This is a genomic window from Hymenobacter arcticus, assembly GCF_054779975.1.
Map to the genome: position 1 here is coordinate 357,450 of NZ_BAAGXF010000005.1, position 26,136 is coordinate 383,585.

At 58.7% G+C, this 26,136-nt stretch carries 18 protein-coding genes, 1 tRNA gene and 1 pseudogene; 13 read left to right on the forward strand and 7 right to left on the reverse strand.

Going from position 1 to position 26,136, the window contains the following annotated elements; genetic code table 11:
- Positions 1 to 42: 42 nt before the first annotated feature.
- From ACYVGC_RS11910 to ACYVGC_RS11920, 3 genes are all read left to right on the forward strand, one after another.
- Positions 43 to 2,631: an FdhF/YdeP family oxidoreductase gene (locus ACYVGC_RS11910; RefSeq protein ID WP_460584046.1), complete on the forward strand. Its 2,589-nt coding sequence runs from the start codon at positions 43 to 45 to the stop codon at positions 2,629 to 2,631.
- A 233-nt stretch (positions 2,632 to 2,864) separates the two neighbouring features.
- Positions 2,865 to 4,283: an OFA family MFS transporter gene (locus tag ACYVGC_RS11915; RefSeq protein WP_460584047.1), complete on the forward strand. Its 1,419-nt coding sequence runs from the start codon at positions 2,865 to 2,867 to the stop codon at positions 4,281 to 4,283.
- A 34-nt stretch (positions 4,284 to 4,317) separates the two neighbouring features.
- Positions 4,318 to 4,464, forward strand: a complete 147-nt coding sequence (locus ACYVGC_RS11920) for an MFS transporter small subunit (RefSeq protein WP_460584048.1) — start codon at positions 4,318 to 4,320, stop codon at positions 4,462 to 4,464.
- A gap of 78 nt (positions 4,465 to 4,542) precedes the next feature.
- Here the strand turns inward: ACYVGC_RS11920 and ACYVGC_RS11925 are convergent, their stop codons facing one another.
- Entirely contained in the window at positions 4,543 to 5,748 is a 1,206-nt protein-coding gene (locus tag ACYVGC_RS11925) for a molybdopterin molybdotransferase MoeA (protein WP_460584049.1), read from the reverse strand.
- A gap of 76 nt (positions 5,749 to 5,824) precedes the next feature.
- Between ACYVGC_RS11925 and ACYVGC_RS11930 the strand changes: the two genes are divergently transcribed.
- The 5 genes from ACYVGC_RS11930 to ACYVGC_RS11950 all read left to right on the forward strand — a co-directional run bounded on the left by ACYVGC_RS11930 (position 5,825) and on the right by ACYVGC_RS11950 (position 11,375).
- Positions 5,825 to 6,994 (forward strand): NTP transferase domain-containing protein, encoded by a 1,170-nt coding sequence (locus ACYVGC_RS11930; RefSeq protein WP_460584050.1) that lies wholly within the window; start codon positions 5,825 to 5,827, stop codon positions 6,992 to 6,994.
- 100 nt (positions 6,995 to 7,094) lie between these two features.
- The gene (locus ACYVGC_RS11935; RefSeq protein WP_460584051.1) at positions 7,095 to 8,510 is read left to right on the forward strand and encodes a sensor histidine kinase; all 1,416 of its coding nucleotides are present in this window, start codon (positions 7,095 to 7,097) and stop codon (positions 8,508 to 8,510) included.
- Positions 8,511 to 8,544: 34 nt separating this feature from the next.
- Complete coding sequence (locus ACYVGC_RS11940; protein ID WP_460584052.1) at positions 8,545 to 9,918, forward strand: sensor histidine kinase; 1,374 nt, start codon at positions 8,545 to 8,547, stop codon at positions 9,916 to 9,918.
- A gap of 30 nt (positions 9,919 to 9,948) precedes the next feature.
- Positions 9,949 to 10,332: a response regulator gene (locus ACYVGC_RS11945; RefSeq protein ID WP_460584053.1), complete on the forward strand. Its 384-nt coding sequence runs from the start codon at positions 9,949 to 9,951 to the stop codon at positions 10,330 to 10,332.
- Positions 10,329 to 11,375 carry an adenylate/guanylate cyclase domain-containing protein gene (locus ACYVGC_RS11950; protein WP_460584054.1) on the forward strand — a complete coding sequence of 349 codons (1,047 nt, stop codon included), beginning with the start codon at positions 10,329 to 10,331 and terminating at the stop codon, positions 11,373 to 11,375. Before ACYVGC_RS11945 ends, ACYVGC_RS11950 begins: the two co-directional genes overlap by 4 nt.
- A gap of 145 nt (positions 11,376 to 11,520) precedes the next feature.
- On the opposite strand, the gene ACYVGC_RS11955 is transcribed toward ACYVGC_RS11950, so the two are convergent.
- The 5 genes from ACYVGC_RS11955 to ACYVGC_RS11975 all read right to left on the reverse strand — a co-directional run bounded on the left by ACYVGC_RS11955 (position 11,521) and on the right by ACYVGC_RS11975 (position 18,283).
- Positions 11,521 to 14,199 carry a cyclic nucleotide-binding domain-containing protein gene (locus ACYVGC_RS11955; protein WP_460584055.1) on the reverse strand — a complete coding sequence of 893 codons (2,679 nt, stop codon included), beginning with the start codon at positions 14,197 to 14,199 and terminating at the stop codon, positions 11,521 to 11,523.
- A 181-nt stretch (positions 14,200 to 14,380) separates the two neighbouring features.
- Positions 14,381 to 15,604: an ATP-dependent Clp protease ATP-binding subunit ClpX gene (clpX, locus tag ACYVGC_RS11960; protein ID WP_460584056.1), complete on the reverse strand. Its 1,224-nt coding sequence runs from the start codon at positions 15,602 to 15,604 to the stop codon at positions 14,381 to 14,383.
- Positions 15,605 to 15,880: 276 nt separating this feature from the next.
- Complete coding sequence (locus ACYVGC_RS11965; protein ID WP_460584057.1) at positions 15,881 to 16,591, reverse strand: ClpP family protease; 711 nt, start codon at positions 16,589 to 16,591, stop codon at positions 15,881 to 15,883.
- Between the two features lie 186 nt (positions 16,592 to 16,777).
- Positions 16,778 to 18,112: a trigger factor gene (gene tig / locus ACYVGC_RS11970; RefSeq protein WP_460584058.1), complete on the reverse strand. Its 1,335-nt coding sequence runs from the start codon at positions 18,110 to 18,112 to the stop codon at positions 16,778 to 16,780.
- Positions 18,113 to 18,201: 89 nt separating this feature from the next.
- Positions 18,202 to 18,283: transfer RNA gene (locus ACYVGC_RS11975), tRNA-Leu, on the reverse strand.
- A gap of 243 nt (positions 18,284 to 18,526) precedes the next feature.
- Here ACYVGC_RS11975 and ACYVGC_RS11980 point away from each other — a divergent pair.
- The 5 genes from ACYVGC_RS11980 to ACYVGC_RS12000 all read left to right on the forward strand — a co-directional run bounded on the left by ACYVGC_RS11980 (position 18,527) and on the right by ACYVGC_RS12000 (position 23,474).
- Positions 18,527 to 20,731: a RelA/SpoT family protein gene (locus tag ACYVGC_RS11980; protein WP_460584059.1), complete on the forward strand. Its 2,205-nt coding sequence runs from the start codon at positions 18,527 to 18,529 to the stop codon at positions 20,729 to 20,731.
- Positions 20,731 to 21,057, forward strand: a complete 327-nt coding sequence (locus ACYVGC_RS11985; RefSeq protein WP_460584060.1) for a CHY zinc finger protein — start codon at positions 20,731 to 20,733, stop codon at positions 21,055 to 21,057. Before ACYVGC_RS11980 ends, ACYVGC_RS11985 begins: the two co-directional genes overlap by 1 nt.
- Before the next feature lie 210 nt (positions 21,058 to 21,267).
- Complete coding sequence (locus ACYVGC_RS11990) at positions 21,268 to 21,714, forward strand: Fur family transcriptional regulator (protein ID WP_460584069.1); 447 nt, start codon at positions 21,268 to 21,270, stop codon at positions 21,712 to 21,714.
- A gap of 4 nt (positions 21,715 to 21,718) precedes the next feature.
- A complete protein-coding gene (locus tag ACYVGC_RS11995) occupies positions 21,719 to 22,069 on the forward strand; it encodes an STAS domain-containing protein (protein ID WP_460584061.1) in 351 nt (116 codons plus the stop codon).
- Positions 22,070 to 22,205: 136 nt separating this feature from the next.
- Positions 22,206 to 23,474: an adenylosuccinate synthase gene (locus ACYVGC_RS12000; protein WP_460584062.1), complete on the forward strand. Its 1,269-nt coding sequence runs from the start codon at positions 22,206 to 22,208 to the stop codon at positions 23,472 to 23,474.
- A gap of 579 nt (positions 23,475 to 24,053) precedes the next feature.
- Here ACYVGC_RS12000 and ACYVGC_RS12005 read toward each other — a convergent pair.
- Positions 24,054 to 25,162 (reverse strand): annotated as a pseudogene (locus tag ACYVGC_RS12005) (IS3 family transposase).
- Positions 25,163 to 26,136 lie beyond the last annotated feature (974 nt).

A 26,136-nucleotide genomic window follows, 5' to 3' on the forward strand; every position in this document is an offset into this window, starting at 1 on the left:
GCTTTTGCTCGTATTTCCCGCCCTCATTTGCCCTATTATAACATGGAAGATTCACCCGCTGCCGATGCCAACAAGGCCGGCAAATTACACGAGCAAAAGGCCAGCATAGCCCCTGTGAGCGGCGAGCGCCCCGACCAGGGCGAAGCGCCGGTAGCTGACTACGAGATTCCGGCCGCCGACCATCCTACCAAGCCCATGCACGAAGAAAACGCCGGCGCGCCCCCCGCCCACGAGCATATTCCGGCCCCGCCTACGGCTGAGGCTAAGTACCTGCACCCAGTATTGGCGCAGCCGCCCGAAGGGCTAACCGGCCTGCGGCTGGAAGGCCCCGCCAAGGTAGCCGCTGGCGTCACGGCCGTTATCAAATCCATGCAGTTCAGCTGGGGTGAAGATGGCGTGGCCCGCGGTACCAAGGGCCTGCTGGGCATGAACCAGAAGGACGGCTTCGACTGCTCAAGCTGCGCTTGGCCCGACCCCGATGAGCACCGCTCCATCGCCGAATTTTGCGAGAATGGTGCCAAGGCGTTGGCTTCGGATGCCGATGACCAGTCAGCCGGACCCGAGTTTTTTGCTAAGCACAGCATAGTGGAGCTGTCGCGCATGACCGACCGCGACCAGAACAACGCCGGCCGCCTCACGCACCCTATGGTGAAGCGCCCCGGCGGCACGCACTACGAGCCCATTGAGTGGCCCGAGGCGTTCCAGATTGTGGCCAGTGAGTTGAACGCACTCAAAACGCCTGATGAAGCGGTATTCTACACGTCGGGAAAAATTCCGAACGAGCCTGCTTTCTTATTTCAGCTGTTTGCGCGTCAGTTTGGCACCAATAACCTGCCCGACTGCTCCAACATGTGCCACGAGAGCAGTGGCTCGGCCCTTAGCCCCACGCTGGGCTTGGGCAAGGGCTCGGTTACGCTCAATGACTTTTACGAGGCTGAGGTAATCCTTATCATCGGCCAGAACCCCGGCACCAACCACCCGCGCATGCTGTCGGCGTTGCAGCAAGCCAAGCGCAATGGGGCCAAGATTATTGCCGTGAACCCGCTGTTTGAAGCCGGCCTCAACCACTTCAAAAACCCCCAGGATTTCATGAATCCGCTGCGGGCGCTGGGCGCATTGCTCGGCGATGGCACCCAGATTACCGATTTGTTTTTGCAAGTGCGGGTAGATGGCGACATGGCCCTGCTGCGCGGCATTATGAAGCACCTGCTGGCCGCCGAGCAACTAAACCCTGGGCAAGTAGTTGACCACCAGTTTATTAATGAATTCACTACCGGCTACGACGCCGTGGTGGAAACGCTGAACAACACGAGCTGGGAAGATATTGAGGAGATTAGCGGCATTAGCCGCGCCCAGCTCCTGGAGGCCGCTAACCTGCTGGCCCACAAGAAGAAAATTATTACCTGCTGGGCCATGGGCGTTACGCAGCAGCGGCAGGGCGTGCAGACCATCCAGGAGATTGTGAACCTGCACCTGATGAAGGGTGCCATCGGCATTCCTGGCGCGGGCACTTGCCCGGTGCGCGGCCACTCCAACGTGCAGGGCGACCGCACGATGGGCATTTGGGAGCGCGTGCATTCCAACTTCCTCGATGCGCTGGAAAAGGAATTCAAGTTTAGCGCGCCGCGCAAAGACGGCTTCGACGTGGTAGAAAGCCTGAAGGCCATGAACGCCGGCAAAACCAAGGTGTATTTCAGCTTTGGTGGCAACCTGCTGGCCGCTGGCCCCGATACCGAGTTTATTGCCGAAGGCATGCGCCAGCAAAACCTGACCGTGTTTGTGGGCACCAAGCTCAACCGCGGTCACTTGGTAACCGGCAAAACCAGCCTGCTGCTGCCCACCTTCACGCACGTCGACATCGACATGCAGAAAGCGGGTCACCAGATGACTTCCTGCGAAAACTCGATGGGCGTGGTAAGCCAGAACAAAGGCATTTTGGTGCCGCTGGCGGGTGAGATGCTGAGTGAGGTAGCCATCATCAGCGGCGTGGCCATTGCGACGCTCGGCGACCGCACTACCACCGACTGGGTGGCCATGACGGAAAACTACGACGTTATCCGTGACCATATTTCGCGCGTGATTCCGGGCTTCGAGAAATTCAACGAAGGCCTGCGCCAGCCCGGCGGCTTCTACCTGCCCAACGGCCCCCGCGAGCGCAAGTTCACGACCGAGAACGGCAAGGCCAACTTCAGCAAAACCGAGCTGGAAAAATACACCCTGGAGCCCGGCCAACTGGTGCTGATGACCGTGCGCAGTCACGACCAGTTCAACACCACCATCTACGAGTACAACGACCGCTACCGGGGCATTCACAATGAGCGCCGGGTGCTGTTTATGAACGCCAAGGACATGGCCGACCGCGGCCTCAAAGCCAAGGACCTAATCGACATCACCAGCCACTACGAGGGCGAGCAGCGTAAGGTGGAGAAGTTCGTTACCGTGCCCTACGACATTCCGCGCGGCAACGTGTCGGCTTATTTCCCCGAAGCCAACCCGCTGGTGCCCATCACTAGCGTGGCCAAGGTGAGTAACACGCCTACCTCCAAGTACGTGGTAGTGACGGTAGAAAAAGCAAAGGTTAGCGTGGCCCCGGCTACGCAAAAGCAGCGCCCCGAGGCAGTGCCCGTTTAGAAACGAGACTAAATTGATAGGGCAAAAAGTCCCTGGTGCGTGCGCCAGGGACTTTTTGTTTCTGCTGGTTTCACCGGCTACTAGCGAGTTCACGTAACAGCTATAGCAGTTTAGCAAAAAATCCGTAGCGGCACCTTGTCGGGCGCGGGGCTACGGCTACCTTGCACTAGCTTACCATCCATATCTCCCACATATTCACCTGGTTTTCACTTTTCTCTCTTTTCCCACCTTCAATGGCTGATACTTCTTCCCTTCCTTTGCTTGACCGCGGCCGGACCATCGCGCCCGCGGGCTATAACCGCTGGCTGGTGCCGCCGGCGGCGCTGGCTATTCACCTGGCCATTGGGCAGGCCTACGCGTTCAGCGTATTCAACAAGCCGCTCGGCTCGCTCATCAGCGGCGACCCGGCCAAGCCCGATGCCCTCGACTGGACGCCCACCCAAATCGGCATTACCTTCTCCATTGCCATTGTGCTGCTGGGTTTATCGGCCGCTCTGTTTGGCAAGTGGCTGGAGCGCGTGGGCCCGCGCAAGGCCATGCTGGCCGCCTCGCTCTGCTTCGGCGGTGGCTTCCTGATTGGCTCACTGGGCATCAGCTTGCACAATATCTGGCTGCTCTATTTCGGCTACGGGTTTGTGGGCGGCATTGGCCTGGGCATTGGCTATATCTCGCCGGTGAGTACGCTGATTAAGTGGTTTCCCGACCGTAAGGGCGTGGCTACGGGCATGGCCATTATGGGCTTTGGCGGCGGTGCCATGATTGGCTCGCCGCTGGCGGTGGCCCTCATGGGGCAGTTTAAGGGCATGGCGCCGCAGGGCGTAGCGCCCACATTTATTGCCATGGGCATCATCTACTTCCTGTTCATGCAGTTTGGGGTGTGGAGCATCCGGGTGCCGGCCGATAACTGGGCTCCGGCCAACTACGTGCCTAATGCTGACCACAATGCGCTTATCACCACGGGCAACGTATCGGCTGATAACGCCATCAAAACGCCGCAGTTCTGGCTGCTGTGGGTGGTGCTGCTTTGCAACGTGACGGCCGGTATCGGTGTGCTCGAAACGGCTTCGCCGCTGATTCAGGCCGTTATTTCTGGTACTGAAAAAGGCAAAGGCATGGATGTGGCGGCGTTGGCTGCGGCCGGGGCTGGCTTCGTAGGCCTACTCAGCTTGTTCAATTTGCTGGGGCGCTTCTTCTGGTCTTCGGCTTCCGATAAGTTGGGCCGCAAAGTCACGTACGCCATCTATTTCGGGTTGGGAGCCCTGTTGTATGCGCTGGCGCCCACGTTGGGCCAAGGCGCGCAGCTGGCCCTTTACGTAATCGTGATATGCGCCATCATTAGCATGTACGGCGGTGGATTCGCTACGGCTCCCGCTTACCTGTCCGACCTGTTTGGTAAGTATCAGGTGGGCGCTATCCACGGGCGCTTGCTCACGGCGTGGAGCACGGCTGGTGTATTGGGGCCGCTCATTGTGCACCTTTTGCACGATGGCGCCAAAGAGAAGGGCCTGACGGGCGCGGCGGCTTACCAAAGTGTATTCTACACGATGGCGGGCTTGCTCGTAGTAGGCCTGCTGGCCGACCTGGCCGTGACGGCCGTGAACGAGAAATACCAAGAAAAAAGCCCCGTAACTGCTGAGGCGGGCGGCCACTAAGCCGCGGCTTTTCACTCCTTCATTTTCCTGCATTATGATTCCGAAACCCAATTCTCCCGCCCCGGCAGCCACCGAAGAAACCACGGGTGGCTCGGCCGTGATAGCCTGGCTCATCGTGGGCCTGCCCCTTGCCTGGGGCGTCTCGCAAACGTTCATTAAGGCGCTAGCGCTGTTCAAGTAAGCTAGCTGCTGCTAACCAAAAAAGCCGCTCGACTCCTCAGGGAATCGGGCGGCTTTTTCGTTGGCTAAATAGCCGTTTCTAGACCCGAAAGCGCCACACCGGCCACGCGCTGCCGGCGGCAAAATGCGTTTGGTCGGGGCCAAGTTCCAGCAACCCGTCGGCGGCAAGCAGGCCGGCTAGGTCGCCCGAGCCGGCCGTGGGAGCGGGGTAGGCCAGCAGGCGGCCATCGGGCGCGTTTTCGAGGCGCACGGCCAGGAAATAGCTGAGTGCGGGCTTGAACTCAATCGGGCTGGCTAATTGTGCAAATAATTGCTCATCAAGTAGTTGTCCCTGAGCCTGCCGTAGCCAGCCGCGCACGTAGCGATAGTAGCCCGCAAACGTGGCCACGGGGTTGCCGGGCAGCGCAAACACGGTGGCCCCGCCCGGCCGCTGCCCAAACCAGAACGGCTGCCCCGGCCGCTGCGCCACCCGGTGAAAAATCTCCGTCACGCCCGACTCGCGTAGCGCCTGGGGCAGAAAATCGGCCTGGCCTTTCGACACGCCGCCGCTTAGCAGCACCGCGTCGAACTGCGCCAGCAGCGGCGGCAACCCCGCCTTCAGTGAAGCCAGGTCGTCGTCGAAATGGAAGGCCTCGCTTTCGCAGCCATCGGTAGTCAGCGCGGCTTGCAGCATCAGTGCGTTGGAGCGCCGAATCTGGTGGGGCAGGGGCGTGGCCTCCACGGGCACAATCTCGTCGCCGGTGCTTACCACGGCCACGCGGGGGCGGCGCGTCACGGCCAGCGTGGCGGCCCCCACGGTGGCAGCCACGGCTATTTCGGCCGGGCTGAGTACGAGGCCTGGGGCCAGCAGCCGGGTGCCGGCTAGCTGGTCGCTGCCCTGGGCGTGCACGTTGTGTCCCGCGCGGGGCGGAGCTACGCGCACGGTGGCCCGGCGTGGGTTGTCACTAAAATCCAGGTCTTCGTAGCGAATAACGGTGTCGGTGCCGGGCGGCAGGGCCGCACCCGTCATAATTTCGATGGCCGCCTGCGGGTTGGCCAGCGGCTCGGGCACGGCCCCGGCTAGTTGGGTTCGCTCGATAAGGAATTCAGCCTGCTCGGCTTGCAAGGTGCTATAAAGCAAGGCGATGCCGTCCATTGTTACCCGGTTGTAGGGCGGGAAGTCGCGGTCGGCGACCAGGCCTTGGCGCAGCACGCGGCCAACGGCGGCGGCCAGGGGTATAGTTTCGATGGGCAGCGGGTGGGCGGTGGCCAGCACGTGGCGGTAGGCGTCGGCAACGGAAATCACGTAGAAGCGAAGAAGTAAAAAGAAAGGCGGCTCAGCTGAAAGCAAGCTAATTTTCCGCCCGATTGTTGTGAAAGCTATGACTGAAAACTCCGTTCCCCGCACCAAGCACGCCGACCTCACCCGCCCGCTCCTCGGCGAATTTGCCCGCCACGAGCTGGCTTTTTTGGGGGCACCCTGCGGCGACATTCAGCGGCTGGCGGCGGGCCTCACGGCGGCGCTGGCCCCGGCCGGCCACCGCGTGGGCTACGTCGATGCCGACCACGCCAGCGGCGACGCCAATGCCGCGCAAACCCTCAGCCCGCTGCTGCAAGCCGGGGCCTACGTGGAGGTAACCGATAAAATTCACTTTCGCCGCCGCGACGACCACGGCCCGCTCGACCGCTTTTCGCAGCCCGAGCTGCTAGCCGGAGCTAACCTCGTGCTGGTGAATGGCAACCACTTCCGCGCCCGCCAGCAAATTGTGCTGCTCGACCCGCGCAAGTCGCTGGCTCACAAGCTCGATAAGCTCACCGATGTGCAGGCCTTCGTGTTGGCCGAGGGTGTAACTGAAATTCCCGACTACCTGCGCGCCCACCTGCCGCACCACGCCGCGCTGCCGCGGTTTGCGCTGGCCGATGGGGCCGGCCTGGCCGCCTGGGTGCAGCAGTGGCTGCTGGTCCGCCGCCCGCCGCTGCGCGGCTTGGTGCTGGCCGGCGGCCTCAGCCAGCGCATGCAAACCGACAAAAGCCGCCTGCGCTATGGCGCGGCCGGCCGTGAGCAGCGCGAGGTAGCCGCCGCCCTGCTGGCCGAGGCGTGCCAGGACGTATTTGTGTCGTGCCGGGCCGAGCAGGCTGCCGAGATGCCTGCCGGCTTGCAGCCGCTGCCCGACCGCTTTCTGGGTCTGGGGCCGCTGAGCGGCATTTTGTCGGCCCTGCAAATGGACCTCAACGCGGCTTGGCTGGTGCTGGCCTGCGACTTACCCTTCCTTACCGCTGAGGTGCTGCGCGAGTTGGTAGCCGGCCGCCAGCCCGGCCGGTTGGCTACGGCCTTCCAGAGCCCTGGCAACGAATTTCCCGAGCCGCTCATCACCATTTTCGAGCCGCGCGCCTATCCCGAGCTGCTGCGCTTCTTGGGTATGGGCTATTCGTGCCCGCGCAAAATGCTCATCAACAGTGATATACACTTGCTGCCCACGCCCGGCGGCGATGCCCTGCGTAACGTGAACACGCCCGCCGAGCGCGAGGCCGCCCAGCAAGAGTTGGCGTAGCCCGCGGAAAGGCGGGCCAGGCTGGTAGGCAGCCACTTGGCAAACCGGCCTTACGTGCTAGGTTTGCCGGGTGGCTGCCCACCAGCCCGGCCCGCGCCCTATGAAGTACGCTATTCCCAATTGGCAGCAACTCTTCAACTGGCAGTTGCTAGCGGCAACGGGCTTGGCCTTTATGCTCGCCACCGTGCTGCGCGCACTGCTCAACAAGCCCCTGCACATGCCTCGTGCGCGCGCTTGGCTGCGGTGGTTGTGGGTGCCGGCGGTGGTGGGCTTTGGCGTTACGGCGGCGCTGCACTACCGCCACGACCTGCTCGACGATTGGTACGTGCTGTTTGTGTGGGGCATGGCCGCGGCCGCGCTGTGGCCGGTGCGCCACTACCGGCCGGCCGCCACCCTGCTGTGGGCGCTGCTGGTGCCGGCCGCATATCGGGCCATTCTGATAGGGCAGGAGCTGCTGGGCTATCAGTTTGTAGCCCCGCTGGCCTATTATTTCAAGAACCTGCGCCAGTTTCATATTCTCTGGTTTGGATTAATCACGGGATTAGCCTTTTACCAAAAAAAGGGTTTGGCCAAGCAGCAAGCGCAGCGTGCCGAGGAGGAGAAGCAGCTGCGGCTGGCTGCCGCCCACAACGCTGACCTCGAGCGCCTGGTGGCTGCCCGTACCACGGCCCTCACGCAGCAGACCAGTGAATTGCAAACGGCCCTGGCCGAGCTGCGCGCCACCCAGCAGCAGCTCATTCAGCGCGAAAAAATGGCCAGCCTGGGCGAGCTCACGGCCGGCATTGCCCACGAAATTCAAAACCCACTCAACTTCGTCAACAACTTTGCCGACGTGAGCGCCGAGCTGGTGGCCGAGCTGGAAGCCGAGCAAACCAACCCCACGCCCGATACCGGCCTGGAAGACGAGCTGCTGAACGACCTGCGCCACAACCTGCACAAAATCAACCAGCACGGCCAGCGGGCGGCCAGCATTGTGCGCGGCATGCTGGCCCACTCGCGCCAGAGCACCGGCGAGCGCCAGCCCACCGACGTGAATGCCCTGGCCGATGAGTACCTGCGCCTGGCCTACCACGGTCTGCGCGCCCGGGATAAGTCCTTCAACGCCACGCTCAACACCGACTTTGCCGCCCTGCTGCCGCTGGTGCCCGCCGTGTCCGGCGACCTGGGCCGCGTGCTGCTCAACCTCTTCACCAACGCCTTTTACGCCGTGCAGAAGCGCCAGCAAACCGCCCCGCCCGGCTACGCGCCCACCGTGCAGGTGCGCACGCGGCGCGTGGGCGAGGAGGTTGAAATCGGCATCCGCGACAACGGCACGGGTATTCCGGAGGCGGTGCGGAGCAAGATTTTTCAGCCTTTTTTCACCACTAAGCCTAGCGGCGAGGGCACCGGCCTGGGGCTGTCGCTGGCCCACGACATTGTGGTGCAGGGCCACGGCGGCACGCTCAGCGTAACCAGCCAGGAAGGCGAGTTTACCGAGTTTGTGGTGCGGCTGCCGTTTCGCGGCGCGGCGGGCTAGGGGTTTCTTTATGCTACTGTAACCAACTGATTGTATGGCTGATGGTGAACTATACATGGCCGCGCCAATGGCCATCGGGCTGATATACTGGGGCCGCAAAGCGCTGGACGTGCCCACGCGCCTGCCCCGATGGGACCACTGGCTGACGCGCCTGTGGCGGCCGGCCGTGGCCATTACGGCGCTGGGGCTGCTGCTGGGCGGGCCGGTGCTGGACTGGTTCGACAACCTGTTTCTGGCTTTGGTATTGTTCATCGGCATTGCTGTGGGCTGGCGGCTGCGTGCCTACCGCCCCGCGCAGTCGATGTCCATTGCCCTGCTGCCCGGCGCGGTGCTGCTTTTGATTGAGTTGCTGGTGCGACCATTCACCCTTGCTTTGGATAAAAGCGGGACGGTTGATATGATTGAGGGGTTGGTAACATGCTGGTTAGGAGCTTGGTTGCTGATGGCTCGCAACCAAGCTAAAGCCTTGAAAACCGAAGAGTTAGCGCGCCTAGTCTCCGAGCAGGAGCAGCAAGCCATTCAAACTCAGAGCCAGACGCTCGAATACGAAGTGAGCCAGCGCACCGCCGCTCTAGCCCGCCAAACCGACGAGCTACGCGCCGCCCTGCGCGAGCTGCAAGCCACGCAGGACCAGCTTATCCAGAGCGAGAAAATGGCCAGCCTGGGCGAGCTCACGGCCGGTATTGCCCACGAGATTCAGAACCCGCTCAACTTTGTCAACAACTTTGCCGATGTGAGCGTGGAGCTGGTGGCCGAGCTAGCCGAAGAGCGCGCCCGCCCCACCCGCGACCACACCCTGGAAACCGAGCTGCTCGCCGACCTGCGGCAGAACCTCCAGCGCATAGCCCAGCACGGTGGGCGAGCCTCGGGCATCGTGCGCGGTATGCTCGAGCACAGCCGCGCCAGCACCGGCGAGCGCCAGCCCACCGACGTCAACGCCCTGGCCGACGAATACCTGCGCCTGGCCTACCACGGCCTGCGCGCCAAGGATAAGTCCTTCAATGCCACCTTGCAGCCCGCGCTGGCCGTTGGCCTACCGCTCATCAAAGCCGTGCCCGGCGACCTGGGCCGCGTGCTGCTCAACCTCTTCACCAATGCTTTCTACGCCGTGCGCCAGCGTCAGCTGGCCGGTGAGGCGGGCTACGCGCCCACCGTGCGCGTGCGCACCGAGCTGGCCGGCAGCCACCAGGTGCGGCTGGTAGTGGGCGACAACGGCACGGGTATGCCAGAAGCCGTGCGGGAGCGAATCTTTCAGCCCTTTTTCACCACCAAGCCCAGCGGTGAGGGCACGGGCCTGGGGTTGTCGCTGGCCCACGACATCATCACGCAGGGCCACGGCGGCACGCTCAGCGTGGTTAGCACCGAGGGCCAGGGCACCGAATTCACCATTTTGCTGCCAGTGCACTAGCCACCCGGCCCCACCTTATCTTTACCCCGCATGAAAATATTGGTAGTTGACGACGAGCCCGATGTGCGGCTGCTGTTTGAGCAGCGCTTCCGGCGCGAAATCCGCAGCGGCGAATTCACCTTTTCCTTCGCCTATTCGGGTGAGGAGGCGCTCACGTTTCTCAACGGCCACCCCTCGGAGGTGGTGCTTATCCTCTCCGACATCAACATGCCCGGCATGAGTGGCCTGGAGTTGTTGCGCCGCGTGAAGCAGGAATTGATTCCGCCCCCGCCGCCCCTCGTGATGATGCTCACCGCCTACGGCGACACCGAAACGCACGACCAAGCTATGCTATTGGGTGCCAATGACTTCCTGATAAAGCCAGTGGATTTTGCGGCCCTCAAGGAAAAGCTCCACGCTATCGCCACCTCATGAAAACGAAAATCCTGGTAGTCGATGACGAAGCGGATTTGGAGCTGCTCATCAAGCAGAAATTCCGCCGCAAAATCCGCGAGAGTGCCTACGAGTTCATCTTCGCCAGCAACGGCCAGGAGGCCCTCGACCGCTTGCTCGAACACCCCGACACCGACATCGTGCTCTCCGACATCAACATGCCCGTGATGGATGGCCTCACGCTGCTCGGCCGCCTGCCCGCAGCCAGCCCCGTCACCAAAACGGTGATGGTATCGGCCTACGGCGACATGCAGAATATCCGGGCCGCCATGAACGGCGGCGCGTTTGACTTTGTATGTAAGCCGGTAGATTTTAATGACTTAGAGCTAACCATTGAGAAAACCGCCAGCCACGTGCAGCAGCTGCGCGACACGATGAAGGCCATCCAGGAAAACAACATTCTACGGATGTACGTCGATGAAACGGTTATCAATTTTATGGCCCGCCCCGGCTTCGAGAACAAGCTGCTGGCCAGCGAAACGGTGGAGGCTACGGTCGTGTTCATCGACATCTGCGGCTTCACCTCACTCTCCGAAACCCAGCCCGCCGCTACGGTAGTGGGGCTGCTGAACAAGTACTTCGACCAGATTGTGCAGGAGGTAATCACCCACGGCGGCTACATCGATAAGTTTATGGGCGATGCCGTGATGGCCGTGTTTCGGGGCGAGTACCACCTCGACCGCGCCATCGACGCAGCCCTGGAAGTGCGCGCCCAGCTGCAAACCGCCAGCAGCCCGCTCCCCGACGGCACCGACTATCACCCGGCCGTGAGCATCGGCATCAACACCGGCGAAATGGTATCGGGCAACATCGGCTCCGCCTCGCTCAAACGCCTGGATTATACCGTGATAGGCGACATCGTCAACGTGAGCCAGCGCCTGCAATCAGCCGCCCACCCCAACCAGATTGTCATCACCCAAGCCGTGTACGAGCGCGTGAAGGAAAGCTTCCAGTGCCAGCCCATCGGCGAGCTCAAGTTGAAAAACAAAGCCAATCCGATTATGACTTATGAGGTAATGGCTTGATATAAAGGTTTATACGTATAAAATAAGAACGTCATGCTGAGCTTGTCGAAGCATCTCTACCGCGCCGCTGGGGTTACCAACCCACTGAAGCGGTAGAGATGCTTCGACAAACTCAGCATGACGTTCTTTTATCCTCTTGAATACCCTACGCCTCGTTCTGCCGGCGCAGGCGCTGGCACAGCACCCGCAGAATGTTGCGCAGCACCTCGGGCCGCTCCTCCATCACATCGTAAAAATCTTCCTGGTCGAGCCGGAAGGCTGTAACTGCGCCCTGCGCCACCGCGGTGGCCGAGCGCGGCTCGGCGTCGAGCAGCGCTAGCTCGCCAAAAAAGTCGCCCTTGCCAAAGGTTGCTAGCAAGTGCGGGCCGTTGAAAATTCCCACCGCTCCTTCGTACATAATAAAAAGTGACGCTCCGAGGTCGCCCTTGGCAAAAATCTGCTGGCCCGCGGTGAAGCTAACTTCCTGCATAATAGGCACAATGCTGCTGAGTACGTTCTCCGGCGTTTCGGCAAAAAGAGCAGTTTGCTGAAGTACTTGCACGCGCTCAGTAGCCGTGATGTGCGAGGTAGTGGCGGCGTGGCTCATAAGCAGGCTGGCAAGGGTTTGGTGCGCTACGTGGAGTTGCTGGTGCAGCGCGGGCTGCTGAATGGCGAGTTGGGCCAGCACCCCAAAGGCGCTTTCGCGCACCAGCGGGCTGGGACTGCGCAGGTGCGGCGACAGCGCCGCCACCGTACCCACGCTGGGCTGCCACTGGTCGAGGGCCGTCCGCACCGTCCAATCCGAAAAAGCCGTTTCGCCGCGCTCCACAATGGTTTCCACAATGGGCGCGGGGGCCAGCAGCGGGCCCAGGAGCTGGTTGAAGGTGCGCGCCTTTTCGGCAGCCGGGGCCACGCTGAGCAGCGTTTGCAGGCCTTGGTAAGTGGGCCGGGCAATGCTGTTATCCAGTATTTCGAGGGCGTTGGCCTGGCGCTCGCGGGCGGCGTGGGCCACCCCGCGCTGGGCGTCGGCAATGAGCTGCGGTGGGTATATCTGGCCCAGCAACGCAAATACTCGCTGCTGGGTGCGCAGCAGCTCGTAATCGAGGCACGTAATTAATTCGTGGCTCGCTGTGGCCTGGCCATGTAGCAGCTGCTGAGCCAGTTGCAGCTCATCATGCACCAGTGCCTGAAACAGCGGTACCTCGTGCGGCACCACGCCAAAATTGCGCAATGCCCGCAGCGCTGCCTCCCGCCGAAACAGGTGCGGCTGCCGAGCCAGCGCCACCAGCAGTTGCCGGCTGGCGGCCGTGCGCAGGCGGCCGCACACCTGCGCCACCCGCCGTACCAAGGCCTGGTTGGTGTCGGCGCTCAGCACCTCGGCCAGAGTAGGCAGGGCGGCCTCGCCCAGGCGCAGCAGGCGCTGCGTGGCCGCGGCCCGGCCCGCCTTGGCAGTCAGCGAGTGAATGAGCTGCCGAATCTCGCTGGGGCTGGTGGTAGGAGGGAGGCTGTCGGCGGCGGGGTCAATGCTTGCCTCGTCCGCATTATCGGTGAAGCGGCGGCTCAGAGCATGTTGCAGCTCGGCCACGTACTGCTTGTACACGCGCGTGAGTAGCAGTAGGACCACCAGCATCAGCAGGCCCATCCAGCAAAAAGGCCCCCAGCTTTGGCCACCCGGCAAGGCGTGCAGCGCAAACAGCAGTCCACCGCCCAGCGCCATGCCCAGCGGCTCGTACAGGCCTTTGGCCAGCGTGTGGGCTTGTAGGCGCTCATGCACTGATAACGGCTGAAAAAGCAGCAAAAACACGGGGTCAAACACTGCCCGGCGCAGTACTTCCAGCCCCAGGTACAGCCCACAGAAGTACGGCAGCAGGGCCGTCGTATCGGTGTGATCGAGGCCCGCGTACAGGGCCAAGCCCCCCAGCGCCGCCACCGGCAGGGCCAGTAGCACGCTGCGCACGCCCAGGCGGTCCAGGGTGTGCTGCGAAAGGAGTATCTTAAAAGCCATTGCCAGCAAATACGTGATTACTAGCACGGTACCTACGTAGCGCATCACGGCGGCTTCGTCGTGAAAGCGGTGCTTCACGTTCACAAAAAACAGGTACTCGATGCCCGTCGTCACGGCGGCCAGGCCCAGCATACTCAGGCACATGGTGAGCACCAGCCGGCTATCGCCAAACCAGCGCCGTAGCCCCGGACCCAGTTCCTGCGGGCGCACCCGGCGGCGGTCGGGTGCGGCGGTCAGCGCGTGCGAGCTCAGTGTGGCCCGCAGTGCCAGCAGCGCCGCCAGGTACGCGCCAAAGGCCGTGCCCAGCAGCCACGGCAGCTCGGCATTGTGGTGAATAAAAATGGCCAGCACGGCCCCCATGGCCTTGGCCGGCATATCACCCGCGCTGATGATGCCAAACAGCCGCTTGCTCTGCCGCACATCAAACACCACCGCCGACACGCCCCAAAACTCCAGGTTGGTAAGCAGATAAATGACCCGGTAGCCCGCCATAATGGCAATGGCCGCCGCCACCGAGTGGCCCGTGGCCACCAGCACGCCCAGCACGCCCGCCAGCGCCACCGCCGCCAGCAGCACCCGCACCGCCAGCTTTTGCAGCAGCCAGTGGTGCTCAAAGTACCCGTATAGCTTGCCGGTGGCTATCATGGCCAGCGCCGCCACGCCGTAGGCCAGGGGCAGGTTGCGTTCGGGGTTGTTTTCGAGCAGCAGCACGTTGGCCGCCACGTACACCAGAATGGTGCCGACCCCCAAAAGGAAATTATGCAGAAAAAACAGCCACACCGTGCGCCCCTCCTCGGGGCGCACGCCCAGCAGCCGTTGCCCGCGCTCAGTTATCGTCATGGCCCGCAAGTTAGGGGTGGGGCGGTTTTTGATTTGCGTAAAAAACGCTTGTCATTGCGAGCGCAACGCAGTGGAGCGCGCCAATCACATTAGAACGATACCCAAACGAGTCGTTCTGATGCGATTGCCGCGCTCCACTGCGTTGCGCTCGCAATGACAAAAGGTCTTACGAGCCAGCAACCTACGCCGCCCGCATCAGCCGCAGGGGCGACTTTTCAAACTTGCTCCGTGCGTAAGCTTCCGTAATGGTAAACTCTACCACGCCGGCCTCCGAAGGCATCTCAAACATGGCGTCGGTCATGATGCTCTCGCAAATGGAGCGCAAGCCGCGCGCGCCGAGGCGATACTCATCGGCCCGCTCCACAATGTATTCGAGCGCGTCCTCGGTAAAGTCGAGCGCAATATTTTCCATGTTGAACAGCCGCTGGTACTGGCGCACCAGCGAGTTCTTGGGCTCAGTAAGAATGAGACGCAGCGTGGCCTTATCCAGCGGATTAAGGTGCGTGAGCACCGGCAGCCGGCCAATCAGCTCGGGAATGAGGCCGAAGCTCTTGATATCCTGGGCCGACACGTAGCGCAGGAAATTCTGCGTGTCCACGTTCTCATCCAGGTTGGTCTTCGAGAAGCCCATCGGCTTGGTATTCAGGCGGCCCTTGATAATGCGGTCAATCCCCGAAAATGCCCCGCCGCACATAAACAAAATATTTTCGGTATTCACCGAAATCATTTTCTGGTCGGGATGCTTGCGGCCACCCTGCGGGGGCACGTTGATGTGCGTGCCTTCCAGTAGCTTTAGCAGCGCCTGCTGCACGCCCTCACCACTCACATCGCGCGTGATACTGGGGTTGTCGCTCTTGCGGGCGATTTTGTCAATCTCGTCGATGTACACAATGCCGCGCTCGGCGGCTTCCAGGTTGTAGTCGGCCGCTTGCAGCAGTCGTGTCAGAATGCTTTCCACATCCTCACCCACGTAGCCGGCCTCCGTCAGCACCGTAGCATCAGCGATGCAGAAGGGCACTTGCAGAATCTTGGCCAGCATGCGGGCCAGAAAAGTCTTGCCCGTACCAGTTTCGCCCACCATAATGATGTTCGACTTCTCAATCACCACTTCGTCATGCTGCGGAGTCTGCATCAGGCGCTTGTAGTGGTTGTACACCGCCACGCTCATCACGCGCTTGGCCTCGTCCTGGCCCACCACGTACTGGTCGAGGTGGGTTTTAATTTCGCGGGGCTTAATGAGGTTGAATTTCGGCGTGCGCGCCTCGGCTTGCAGCTTGGTTTCCTCGCTGAGAATGTGCTGGGCCTGCGCCACGCACTTCTCGCAGATGTGGGCATTAATGCCCGATATCATCACCGCGACGTCGCGCTTGGGCTTATTACAAAAGGAGCAGGCTATTTCCGGCATCGGGAGCAATCAAAAAAGGAAGCTATTTTCAAAAAGAAAACGGCTACAAAGATAAGTCGGTAGCCTAGCATTGCGCGGGCCACCGTAAGGAAACCAAGCTGGGCGTAGCGGTTGCAAAGCGGCGAAACAACCCGAAAGTTTCCGCCAGCGCTCCCCGCACCTCCACTGCCCTAAAAAGCAAGAAGCTCCGGTTGACCAACCGAAGCTTCTTTTCTTTGCCTAGCGCATCATCCGTAAAAGCTGCGGAATCAGCTGGTAGTCGGATTAATCAGGCAACTAAGCAGCCGATTTTTTCTCCAGCACTTCGTCAATCAGGCCGTACTCTTTGGCCTCATCAGCGCGCATCCAGTAGTCACGGTCCGAGTTGTCGTGAATCTCCTGGTACGTTTTGCCAGTGTGGCTTGCCAGAATGTCATACAGCTCTTTCTTGAGCTTCAGAATCTCGCGGGCCGTAATCTCGATGTCCGACGACTGCCCCTGCGCCCCACCGCTTGGCTGGTGAATCATCACGCGGGCGTGTGGCAGTGCCGAGCGCTTGTCCTTAGCCCCACCGGCCAGCAACACGGCTCCCATCGAAGCAGCCAGGCCGGTGCAAATAGTAGCTACATCAGGGTTCACGTACTGCATGGTATCGTAGATACCCAGGCCAGCGTACACCGAGCCACCGGGCGAGTTGATGTACAGCAGGATATCCTTCTTAGCATCAACCGACTCCAGAAACAGCATCTGCGCCGTCAGGATGTTGGCCACGTAGTCGTCCACAGCTGTGCCCAAAAACACGATACGGTCCATAATCAGGCGCGAAAACACGTCGATTTCGGCAAAGCGCGTGGGGCGCTCTTCAATCACCGAGCGGGTCATGCCCGTGGGCAGCATCATGCCGGAACGCACCTGGCCTTCCATGTGCTGCAAATACTGGTCAACTCCCAATCCGCTGAGGCCTTGGCCTTTAACGGCAAACTTGCGAAACTCTTGTTTATTCAGCATGGGAAAAAATGTGTGGTAAGCTTCAGCTTGCCGTGTTCAAAAACAAAAGACGATTTAATGGCTAAATGTTGTGGCCAAAATGCACCGAGCTTGCCCGTAGCAACGGCCAATACTACAACGCACAACACCAACAAAAAAGCCTCTACGCGGTGCGTAAAGGCTTTTTATCTCAACCAAATCGAAAGCTTAGCCTTCGTTCTGGTTGCGGAATTCTTCAGCCGTTACGGGCTCTTCCGTAACAACAACTTTGCCACGCAGGGCCTCCACTACTTTCTCTGCCAGAATGGCCTCGTACTCCTGTACGTAGTTTTTGCCGTTGTCCTGCTTCATGTAGTTGTCGGCAAAACCCACCATACCCTGGCGCATCTCGTCGGTCAGCTGCATGTTGCCGCCAAACTGGCCCAGAATCTTGTCCAGCACGCGGTCGCGGATTTCATCGGTCTCCACTTTGAGGCCCATGTCTTCCACTACTTTGTTGCGGATGAGGCTCCACTTCAGCTCGCGCTCGTAGTCGGTGTAGTGTTGCTCTACCATGGCGGCGTCCAACTTGCCTTCGTTGGCGCGCACCAGCCACTTCTTGAAGAACTCAACCGGCAGCTGAATCGTGGTGGCGTCAATCATGGCGTCCACCAGGCGGCGGTTCACCAGGTTGTCGGCCTCCCGGTCGTAGTTGCCCTGAATCGTCTCGCGCACCTTGGCGTCGTAAGCCTCTTTCGAGTCAACTGCCTCAGGACCAAATACTTTATCAAATAGCTCCTGGTTTTCCTCCGGGGCAGCCGTGCGATTGATTTTCTCAACGGCCAGTTCGTAGTCACCAGTAGCACCAGCGGCCTCTTCCTTGCTCAGGCCCGAAAAGCTGCGGATGGCACCCGCGTCGCCACCAAAGGCATCGCTCAGGTCAAACGTCAGCGTGTCGTCAGCCTTCACGCCTACAAAGCGCTCCTGGCCGTTCTTCACCTTGTTAATGGGCAGCAATACCGTCTGGCCTTCGCCTTCGGCACCGGCCTTCTTCAGCTTGCCAAACAGGTAGTCGTCGGCCTCCGAAACCTCGGGGTTGGTCGTTTCGCCAAACTGACGGGCAATCTGCTCGTTGGTTTCGGTCAGCGTTGCCTCGTCAAGGGTAATGGTGGGGCGCTTCAACTCTACCTGGTTTTCAGCGGGCAGCTCGAAGTCGGGCAGCAAGCCCAGCTCAAACTTGAAGTCGAACTCCTTAGCGGTGTCGAAATCCACGTCGCTAGCCACTGGCAGCGGCTCGCCCAGAATCTTTACGTTGTTGTCTTTCAGGTAGCTATCAACCGAACTGCCGAGCAGGCGGTTGATTTCATCGGCCAGAATGCCTTTGCCGTACATTTTGCGCACCAGGCCCGAGGGCACTTTGCCGGGGCGGAAGCCCTTGAACTGCGCCTTTTTGCTGGTCTCCTTGATTTGCTTTTCTACGGCATCGCTGTAGTCGGCTTCTTCGAGGTGCACGTTCAGCAGCCCGGTTAGCTGCTCCTCATTGCGGTCAAGCGTAATATTCAAAACGGTGGGAGCAAGCTGGTGCTTGCCAGTCGGAAAGGTTAAAAAAAAGGCCCCCAACTACCTAGCCAGGGGCCTGTTCAACAGAAAAGTGCGGATGGAGGGACTCGAACCCACACACCGTAAGGAACTAGAGCCTAAATCTAGCGCGTCTACCAATTTCGCCACATCCGCAAGTTGAGGCTTGCCCGTCGCCATTCGCTGCGGGGCCGCAAAGGTACTGACTATTTGCTAGCCGCGCAAATGTAGGGTAAGCTTTAGCTTGCCAAGAAATGTGTGGTAAGCTTTAGCTTGCCGTTTTGGCGCTTTTTAACGCCTGCCCGGCAAGCCGAGGCATACACCATCCTACCCCCGGCAATCTAAAGCTTACCGCACACTCGCCACCTTTTGGCGCGCCAGCTTGTTATTTGCGCTACCATGCCTCCCGTAATTGACCTCGAAGCCGAACGCCAGGAAATCCTGCGCCAATACCGCCGCCTGTTGCGCACGGCTAAGCCGTACCTGCACGACGGTGATACCAAGCTGATTAAGAAGGCGTTCAACCAAAGCCTGGAAGCGCATAAGGATATGCGCCGCAAATCTGGTGAGCCTTACATCCTGCACCCGCTCGCTGTGGCTCAGATTGCAGTGGAGGAAATCGGCCTGGGCACCACCAGCATTGTAGCGGCCCTGCTGCACGATGTGGTAGAGGATACGCCCACCGAAATCTCGGATATCGAGCGCGATTTTGGCCACAAAACGGCGCGCATCATCGACGGGCTCACCAAAATATCGGGTGTTTTTGAATACGGTTCCAGCGAGCAGGCGGAGAACTTCCGCAAAATGCTGCTCACCCTGAGCGAGGATGTGCGCGTGATTCTCATCAAGCTCGCCGACCGCCTGCATAATATGCGCACGCTCGATTCGATGCCGCGCCACAAGCAGCTCAAAATCGCTAGCGAAACCATCTACCTCTACGCGCCGTTGGCCCACCGCTTAGGACTCTACGCTATCAAAACGGAGCTGGAGGACCTACACCTGAAATACACCGATACGGAGGTGTATGCTGAGCTAAAAGGCAAGGTCAAGCAGAGCCAGAGCGCCCGCAACCGCTTCATCAAGGAGTTTGTGCAACCCATTGATGATGAGCTCAAAGCGCAGGGATTCAACTATGAGATAAAGGGCCGGCCGAAAAGCATCTACTCGATTCTCAAGAAGATGCGTAAGCAGAACGTCACCTTCGAGGAGGTGTATGACCTGTTTGCCATCCGGGTCATCCTAGATGTGCCGCCCGAGCAGGAAAAGGCCGCTTGCTGGCAGGTGTATTCTATTGTCACGGACTTTTACCAGCCCAACCCCGACCGGCTGCGCGACTGGGTGAGCACCCCCAAAGCCAACGGCTACGAGAGCCTGCACACCACCGTCATGTCGCACCCCGGCCAGTGGGTGGAAGTGCAAATTCGCTCGCGTCGCATGGATGATATTGCCGAAAAAGGCTACGCTGCCCATTGGAAATACAAGGATACCGGTAGCCTACAGCCCGAGTCCACGCTCGAAGCCTGGGTCAACCGCGTGCGCGAAATGCTGGAAACTAACAACTCCAGCGCGCTCGAATTTATGGACGAGTTCCGCCAGAACCTGTTCGTGAAGGAGGTATACACCTTTACGCCCAAGGGTAAGCTCGTTATTTTGCCTGACAAAGCTACGGCGCTCGATTTTGCCTTCGATATTCACACCCACATCGGCCTGCACTGCCTTGGTGCCAAAGTCAACCAAAAACTGGAGCCCTTCAGCTACCAGTTGCGCAACGGCGACCAGGTCGAAATCCTGACCTCGCACAAGCAGCGCCCCACCCCCGAGTGGCTCACCTACGTGATAACGAGCAAGGCCAAAACCCGCATCAAGGACTTCCTGCGCGACGACAAGCGCGCCAAAACTGACGACGGCAAGTTTATCCTAGAAAAGCGCCTAGAGTTGATTGGCGTCGAAAACACGCCCGATAACTTGCAGCGGCTGCTCACTTATTTCAACGTGGCCACCGCGCAGGATTTTTACTACCGCTTGGCCGTGGGCCAGCTCGATGGCCGCGAAATCCGCGATTCCCTGTTCAAGGTGACCACCGCCGCCCGCGCCGATTCAGTGCTGGAGCGTAAAACCTTCGACCACGAAGTGCAGAAAATCCGGGGCGTGCGCGCCGACATGCTGGTGGTAGGGGAGCGCACCGACAAGTTCAACCACAGCTTGGCACGCTGCTGCAATCCCATTCCCGGCGACGATGTATTCGGTTTTGAAACCGAAACCGGCCTCATCATCCACCGCACCACCTGCCCCCGCGCCGTCGACCTCATGTCGAACTACGGCAATCGCATTGTGCGTGCCAAGTGGACCGACCAACTGGAACTGGCCTTCTTGGCCGGCATCCGCCTCAAGGGCTCCGACCGCGTGGGCATCGTCAACGACGTCACGCGCATCATCTCCACCAGCCTCAAGGTGAATATGCGCTCCATCACCGTCGATTCCAACGATGGCTTCTTTGAGGGCCAGATTATGGTATTCGTCAACGACACCGACCATCTCAATAAGCTCATCCAGCGCCTTAGTAAAGTAAATGGTGTACTGCAAGTTGAGCGTTTTGAATCCTGATGATATCAGCCCCGCTCGTCCACGGCACCCAGGTAAACGCCCGCACCCAGTGCGTGCATTACCACTCAGAGCGCGATATCATCGCCATCAAATTTAAGTGCTGTAATACGTTCTATGCCTGCATTCAGTGCCACGAGGAACAAGCTGACCATCAGTCTATTGTATGGCCAAAGGCAGAATATCAGGAAGAAGCTATCTACTGCGGTAATTGCCGTAGCACCCTCAGTATAAGTAGCTACTTGGCATGCGCTAATACCTGCCCGGTTTGCCAGGTCGCCTTCAACCCCGGTTGTGCCAATCATTACCACCTCTATTTCGAGCGCTGAAACCTAAGCCAGCCTTCATCGCTTACGTAGGGTAGATTATCTCGCGCTTATATCCTCTTTAATACAGTGAATACCTCCCACCCGACACCGGCTACCGAAGCCGCCCAGGGAGCCGGTGGCTCTTCCGAAACTGGCTACGCTGCTCGCCACACGCCCAGCGCCTCCAGTCAAGCCACCCTCAACACCGACCGTCTCGAAGAAGTCAAAAAAATCTTCACCGCCCACCTCGAAAATAAAGGCCTCCGCAAAACGGCCGAGCGCTACGCTATTCTCGAAGAAATTTACGTGCGCTCCGGCCACTTCGATGTGGAGGAGTTGTACGCCGGTATGAAGGAGCGCAACCTGCAAGTGAGCCGCGCCACCGTCTATAACACGCTGGATTTGCTAGTTGAGCAGGGCCTCGTGAGCAAGCATCAGTTTGGCCGCAACCTTGCGCAATACGAGAAAAGTTACGGCTATCGGCAGCACGACCACGTTATTTGCACTGAGTGCCACAAGGTAGTCGAGTTTTGCGACCCGCGTATTCACGGTATTCAAACCATGGTGGGCGACTTGCTAAACTTCCACATTCTCCATCATTCACTAAATTTGTACGGTATCTGTGGCGACTGCCGCGCCAAATCCGCCGCCCATCCTGCTTCCGAGCCGGCCAAATAGCTACATGAACACCCTCAGCACGCTAGACAACGGCATTCTATTCCTCACGCTCACCGGCGACCTCATCGGTAGCATCGATACCGAGCAGCTGTTATACTCCGTGAATGAATACCTGGGCGAAGCAGTCATCCACTGCGCTGTTGACCTCTCCGACGTCCGCTACATCAACAGCACAGGCATTGGAGTCTTAGTTTCGCTCCTCACTAAATTTCGCAGCCGCGGCGGCGAAATGGTCCTTATTAACCCCGCCGACCACCCTAAAAAAATGCTGGCGCTTACCAAGCTAAGCAATATTTTCACCGTAGTCGCCGACGCCCCCACCGCCCGCCAACAGTTGACCGTAGCCGCCTCCTAGGCGGCTATTTTTTTGTGCTAAAGCTCCGGCAGGTCTAAATATTAATCACTTAAAATACCACCAACACCCGAGTAATTAGTGCCCGATTATCGAAGAGATATTGATAATTGCTAATTGCTCACTGATAATTGAAATCATGCCAGTAGACGTATTAGTAGGCCTCCAGTGGGGCGACGAAGGAAAAGGTAAAATTGTCGATGTCCTCGCCCCCACCTACGATGCCGTAGCCCGCTTCCAGGGCGGCCCCAACGCCGGCCACACCCTCACCTTCGACGGCACAAAGCACGTGCTGCGCCAAGTGCCAAGCGGTATTTTTCACCCCCATATCCTCAACGTAGTGGGTAATGGTGTAGTCCTCGACCCCGTAGTATTCCGCGAAGAGCTGCAAAAACTCACCGACCGCGGCGTCGATTGGAGCAAAAATCTCTATATCTCCAAAAAAGCGCAGCTCATCCTGCCCTCGCACCGCGCCCTCGACCGCATCAACGAAGAAGCCCGCGGCAATACCAAAATCGGCAGTACCCTCAAAGGAATTGGCCCTACGTATTCCGACAAAATCGGCCGGGTTGGCCTGCGCGTCGGCAACATCCTACTACCCGATTTCCAAGAGCGTTATAAGGAAGCAGTAGCCCACCACGCTAGCATCGCCGCTCCTTATAATAAGGAGTTGGAAATCGAAGAATTCGAAGCCGAGTTTTTCTCCGCCATCGAGTTCTTACGTACCCTGCAACTAACTGATACCGAGTATCTCCTCAACGACCTGCTCTCCCAAGGCAAGCGTATCCTCGCCGAAGGTGCCCAAGGCTCGCTGCTCGACATCGACTTTGGTACGTATCCCTATGTCACCTCTTCCAGCACCATCTCGGCAGGCGCCTGCACCGGCCTGGGCATCTCGCCCCGCCACATCGACAAAGTGTATGGTATTACTAAAGCCTACTGCACCCGCGTGGGCAGCGGCCCTTTCCCCACCGAGCTCGAAGACGAAGTAGGGGAGGAGCTCCGCAAGGCTGGCCGCGAGTTCGGCGCCGTCACCGGTCGCCCCCGCCGCTGCGGCTGGATAGACTTACCCGCTCTCCGCTACGCTATCATGCTCAACGGCGTTACCGAGTTGCACCTCATGAAAGCTGACGTGCTCGACGGTTTCGCCGAAATTCAGGCCTGCACCCACTACCGCAATGCCGCCGGCGAAAGCACCACCCGCCTGCCCGACCCCGGTGAGTTCCACACCGTCACTCCCGAGTATCAGGTTATCCCCGGCTGGAATACCGACCTCACCCAGGTTACCGACGCCGCCCAGTTCCCCCAGCAGTTGAGCGACTATCTGGCTTTCCTCGAAAAAGAATTGCAAGTGCCCATCCGCATTGTCAGCGTCGGCCCAGATAGAGTGAGCACGATTATGCGCTAGGTAAATAGCAGGTAAAAAGTCAGCCCAGGATGCTACAGGAAGTAGTCATCATCACGCAACTCGATTGGTTACAGCTCCGCTCTTGTGCTCCTGGGCAAAGCCATAGGCTTCCCAACTGCTTCAACTCCTACCTGAAACTGCTACTGCCAATTAGAATAGACCACAACATCCCACTGGCAGAACACTCCTCTAGGCGCAGTACTACTCCAGAGGTGAATGCCCGGGCTGCGTTTTGGCGGAAATACGACATAGGTGGCCCATCAGCAACCGATGATAAGCTGACTCCTGTAAAAGATAGTGAGTTAGCAAAAGTCCGCAATGTTCCTTATAATAAGGATTTTACAACTGAAAACATTGCCAAAAAGTGTAGCGAATGGCCGCCCAACCTCCGAGAGAGTAAGGAGTTGACTGAACATTTCATTCAACTTCTTACGCAGGCACTTAGTCTAATAACGCCCACCTACTTTGCTGGCACAGTAGAAAACGGCGATTACCATTGGTAGATGGCCTTCCTGCCGACTGGCTATGTACGCTTCCCTTGACTTCCTCCCAAATACTAAGCCGGTTGAAAGTGGAGCATCAGGCGTTCTGAAGCTCGACAGTAGTGGCGGCAGCCACTACCTCATCGGGCGTTAAATTCTGTAGCGAGCTGTGCGGTCGAAAGCCATTGTATTCTTGGCGCCAGTGTTCGATTTTCTCCTGCGCGTCGGCCAGTGACAGAAACCAGTGCACGTTCAAGCACTCGTCGCGGAAGCTGCCATTAAACGACTCAATGTACGGATTATCGGTCGGTTTGCCCGGCCGCGAGAAGTCCAGGGTGACATGCTGGTCATAGGCCCAGCGGTCGAGCGCTTTGCTGATAAATTCACTGCCCTTATCGACCTGGATGCGCTCCGGCACCACGCCTAGCTGCTGGTGTAAGCGTTGCATCACGGCCACTACGTCTTCGCCTTTGAGCGACTGGCCGACGTGAATGGCCAGGCATTGGCGACTAAAATTATCGATTATAGTTAAGGCGCGGATTTTACGGCCATCGAAGAGGTTATCGGCCACGAAGTCCATGCTCCAACTCTGGTGCAACTTACCTAGTGGGAGCCGCTCTAATCGGTGGGCAGCTGCCCGGTTACGCCGCGGGCGCTTGCTGCGTAAGTTCAAGCCTTCCAGGCAGTACAGGCGATGAATACGCTTGTGGTTATCCATCCAGCCCTCTCGACGCAGTAGGATATAAAGGCGCTGACTACCCTAGCGTACACGCACTTGCGCCAGTTCGCGCAAGCGCTGGCGCAAAACGGTATCATCGCGTCTACATGCTTTATAAGCGAAGCTGGCGCGCTGCAAGCCAATGACTCGGCAGGCACGGCGAGCCGAGATGCGATAAGCGTCAATTAAGTGTTGGGCCGCGTGCCGACGCTGCACGGGCCTTAAAACTTTTTTTTGAGCACGTCCTGTAGCATCTGCTTGTCGAGGCTCAGGTCGGCTACGAGCTGTTTGAGGTGCTGATTTTCCTCTTCTAACTGCTTGAGCCGCCTCAATTTGGGCACACCCAAGCCGCCGTATTTTTTCTTCCAGTTGTAGTAGGTGGCTTCGCTAATGCCCATTTTTCGGCACACCTCCGCCACGGTGATGCCGGTGTCGGCCTGGCGCAGGGCAAACACGATTTGGGCTTCGGTAAACTTGGTCTTTTTCATGGCATTGTCTGGGGTTTTAAGGTACGACAAGTGCCCGATTTTCTCTACTTTACCCTGGCCTAGTTTAATGGGAGGAGGTCAAAGTACAGCTAGAGCTAGGCAACGCCACTGATTTGCTCTATGTGTATCAGCGTGACGGATAGTTTATAGGTCATGTATTTGATAGTGACCATAGCTAGTGCCTGAGTTACATGGAATTTACTGATTACTTAATCTTAAGTTGCTCAATCGAGGTAACATACAAGTTAATTGAGTGCCCAGAAGTAAAGCTTTCTCATTTGTGAGCTTTAAGACGAAAATAATGGCTCAAAGAATTTTTCTTCGACATCCTCAGTCACTTACATCCTCTGCTAAACGTATTTCGCAACCTGCCCCTTGTTCGTTCCTAAAGTCCTACTACCTTTGCAGTCCCAAAACGGCAAGAGGCCTACTGGAAACCTGGAAGTCGCATTTCTCTCAAAAGAAATAAAATATGTTAAGCCTCTAAGTTAGGCGGCAAGCGATGTCCACTATATCGCTTGCGCGAGACGTAGAAAAAAGAAATTCTTTCAGGCTCTTGCAAAGCAGGGAATGCTTTCTGTATCTTTGCACCCCGCTTCAACTGGAGGCGGCTAGGCAACCAAAACAGCAGAAAAAGCCACCAAAACTTTTCTGTTTAAAATTTGGAAAGTCAAAAAGTTTACTTACCTTTGCACTCCCAATCACAAACAAGGCTGGCAAACGGCCAAAAAACGAGTCGCTAAGTTGACTTACACGGTTACTTCAATTGGAAGTGACACACGTTCTTTGAATGACGGAAACAGACAAAATAGTAAGTATCTTACTAGCTTCGGCTGGTAGGAAACAAGCGAAATCGAATTAGACGAGCAAACGTCAAACTACGAGCAAGGAGCGCATCTCGACATCAGCCATGGTTCGCCATGGTGCAGGAATATTTTACAATGGAGAGTTTGATCCTGGCTCAGGATGAACGC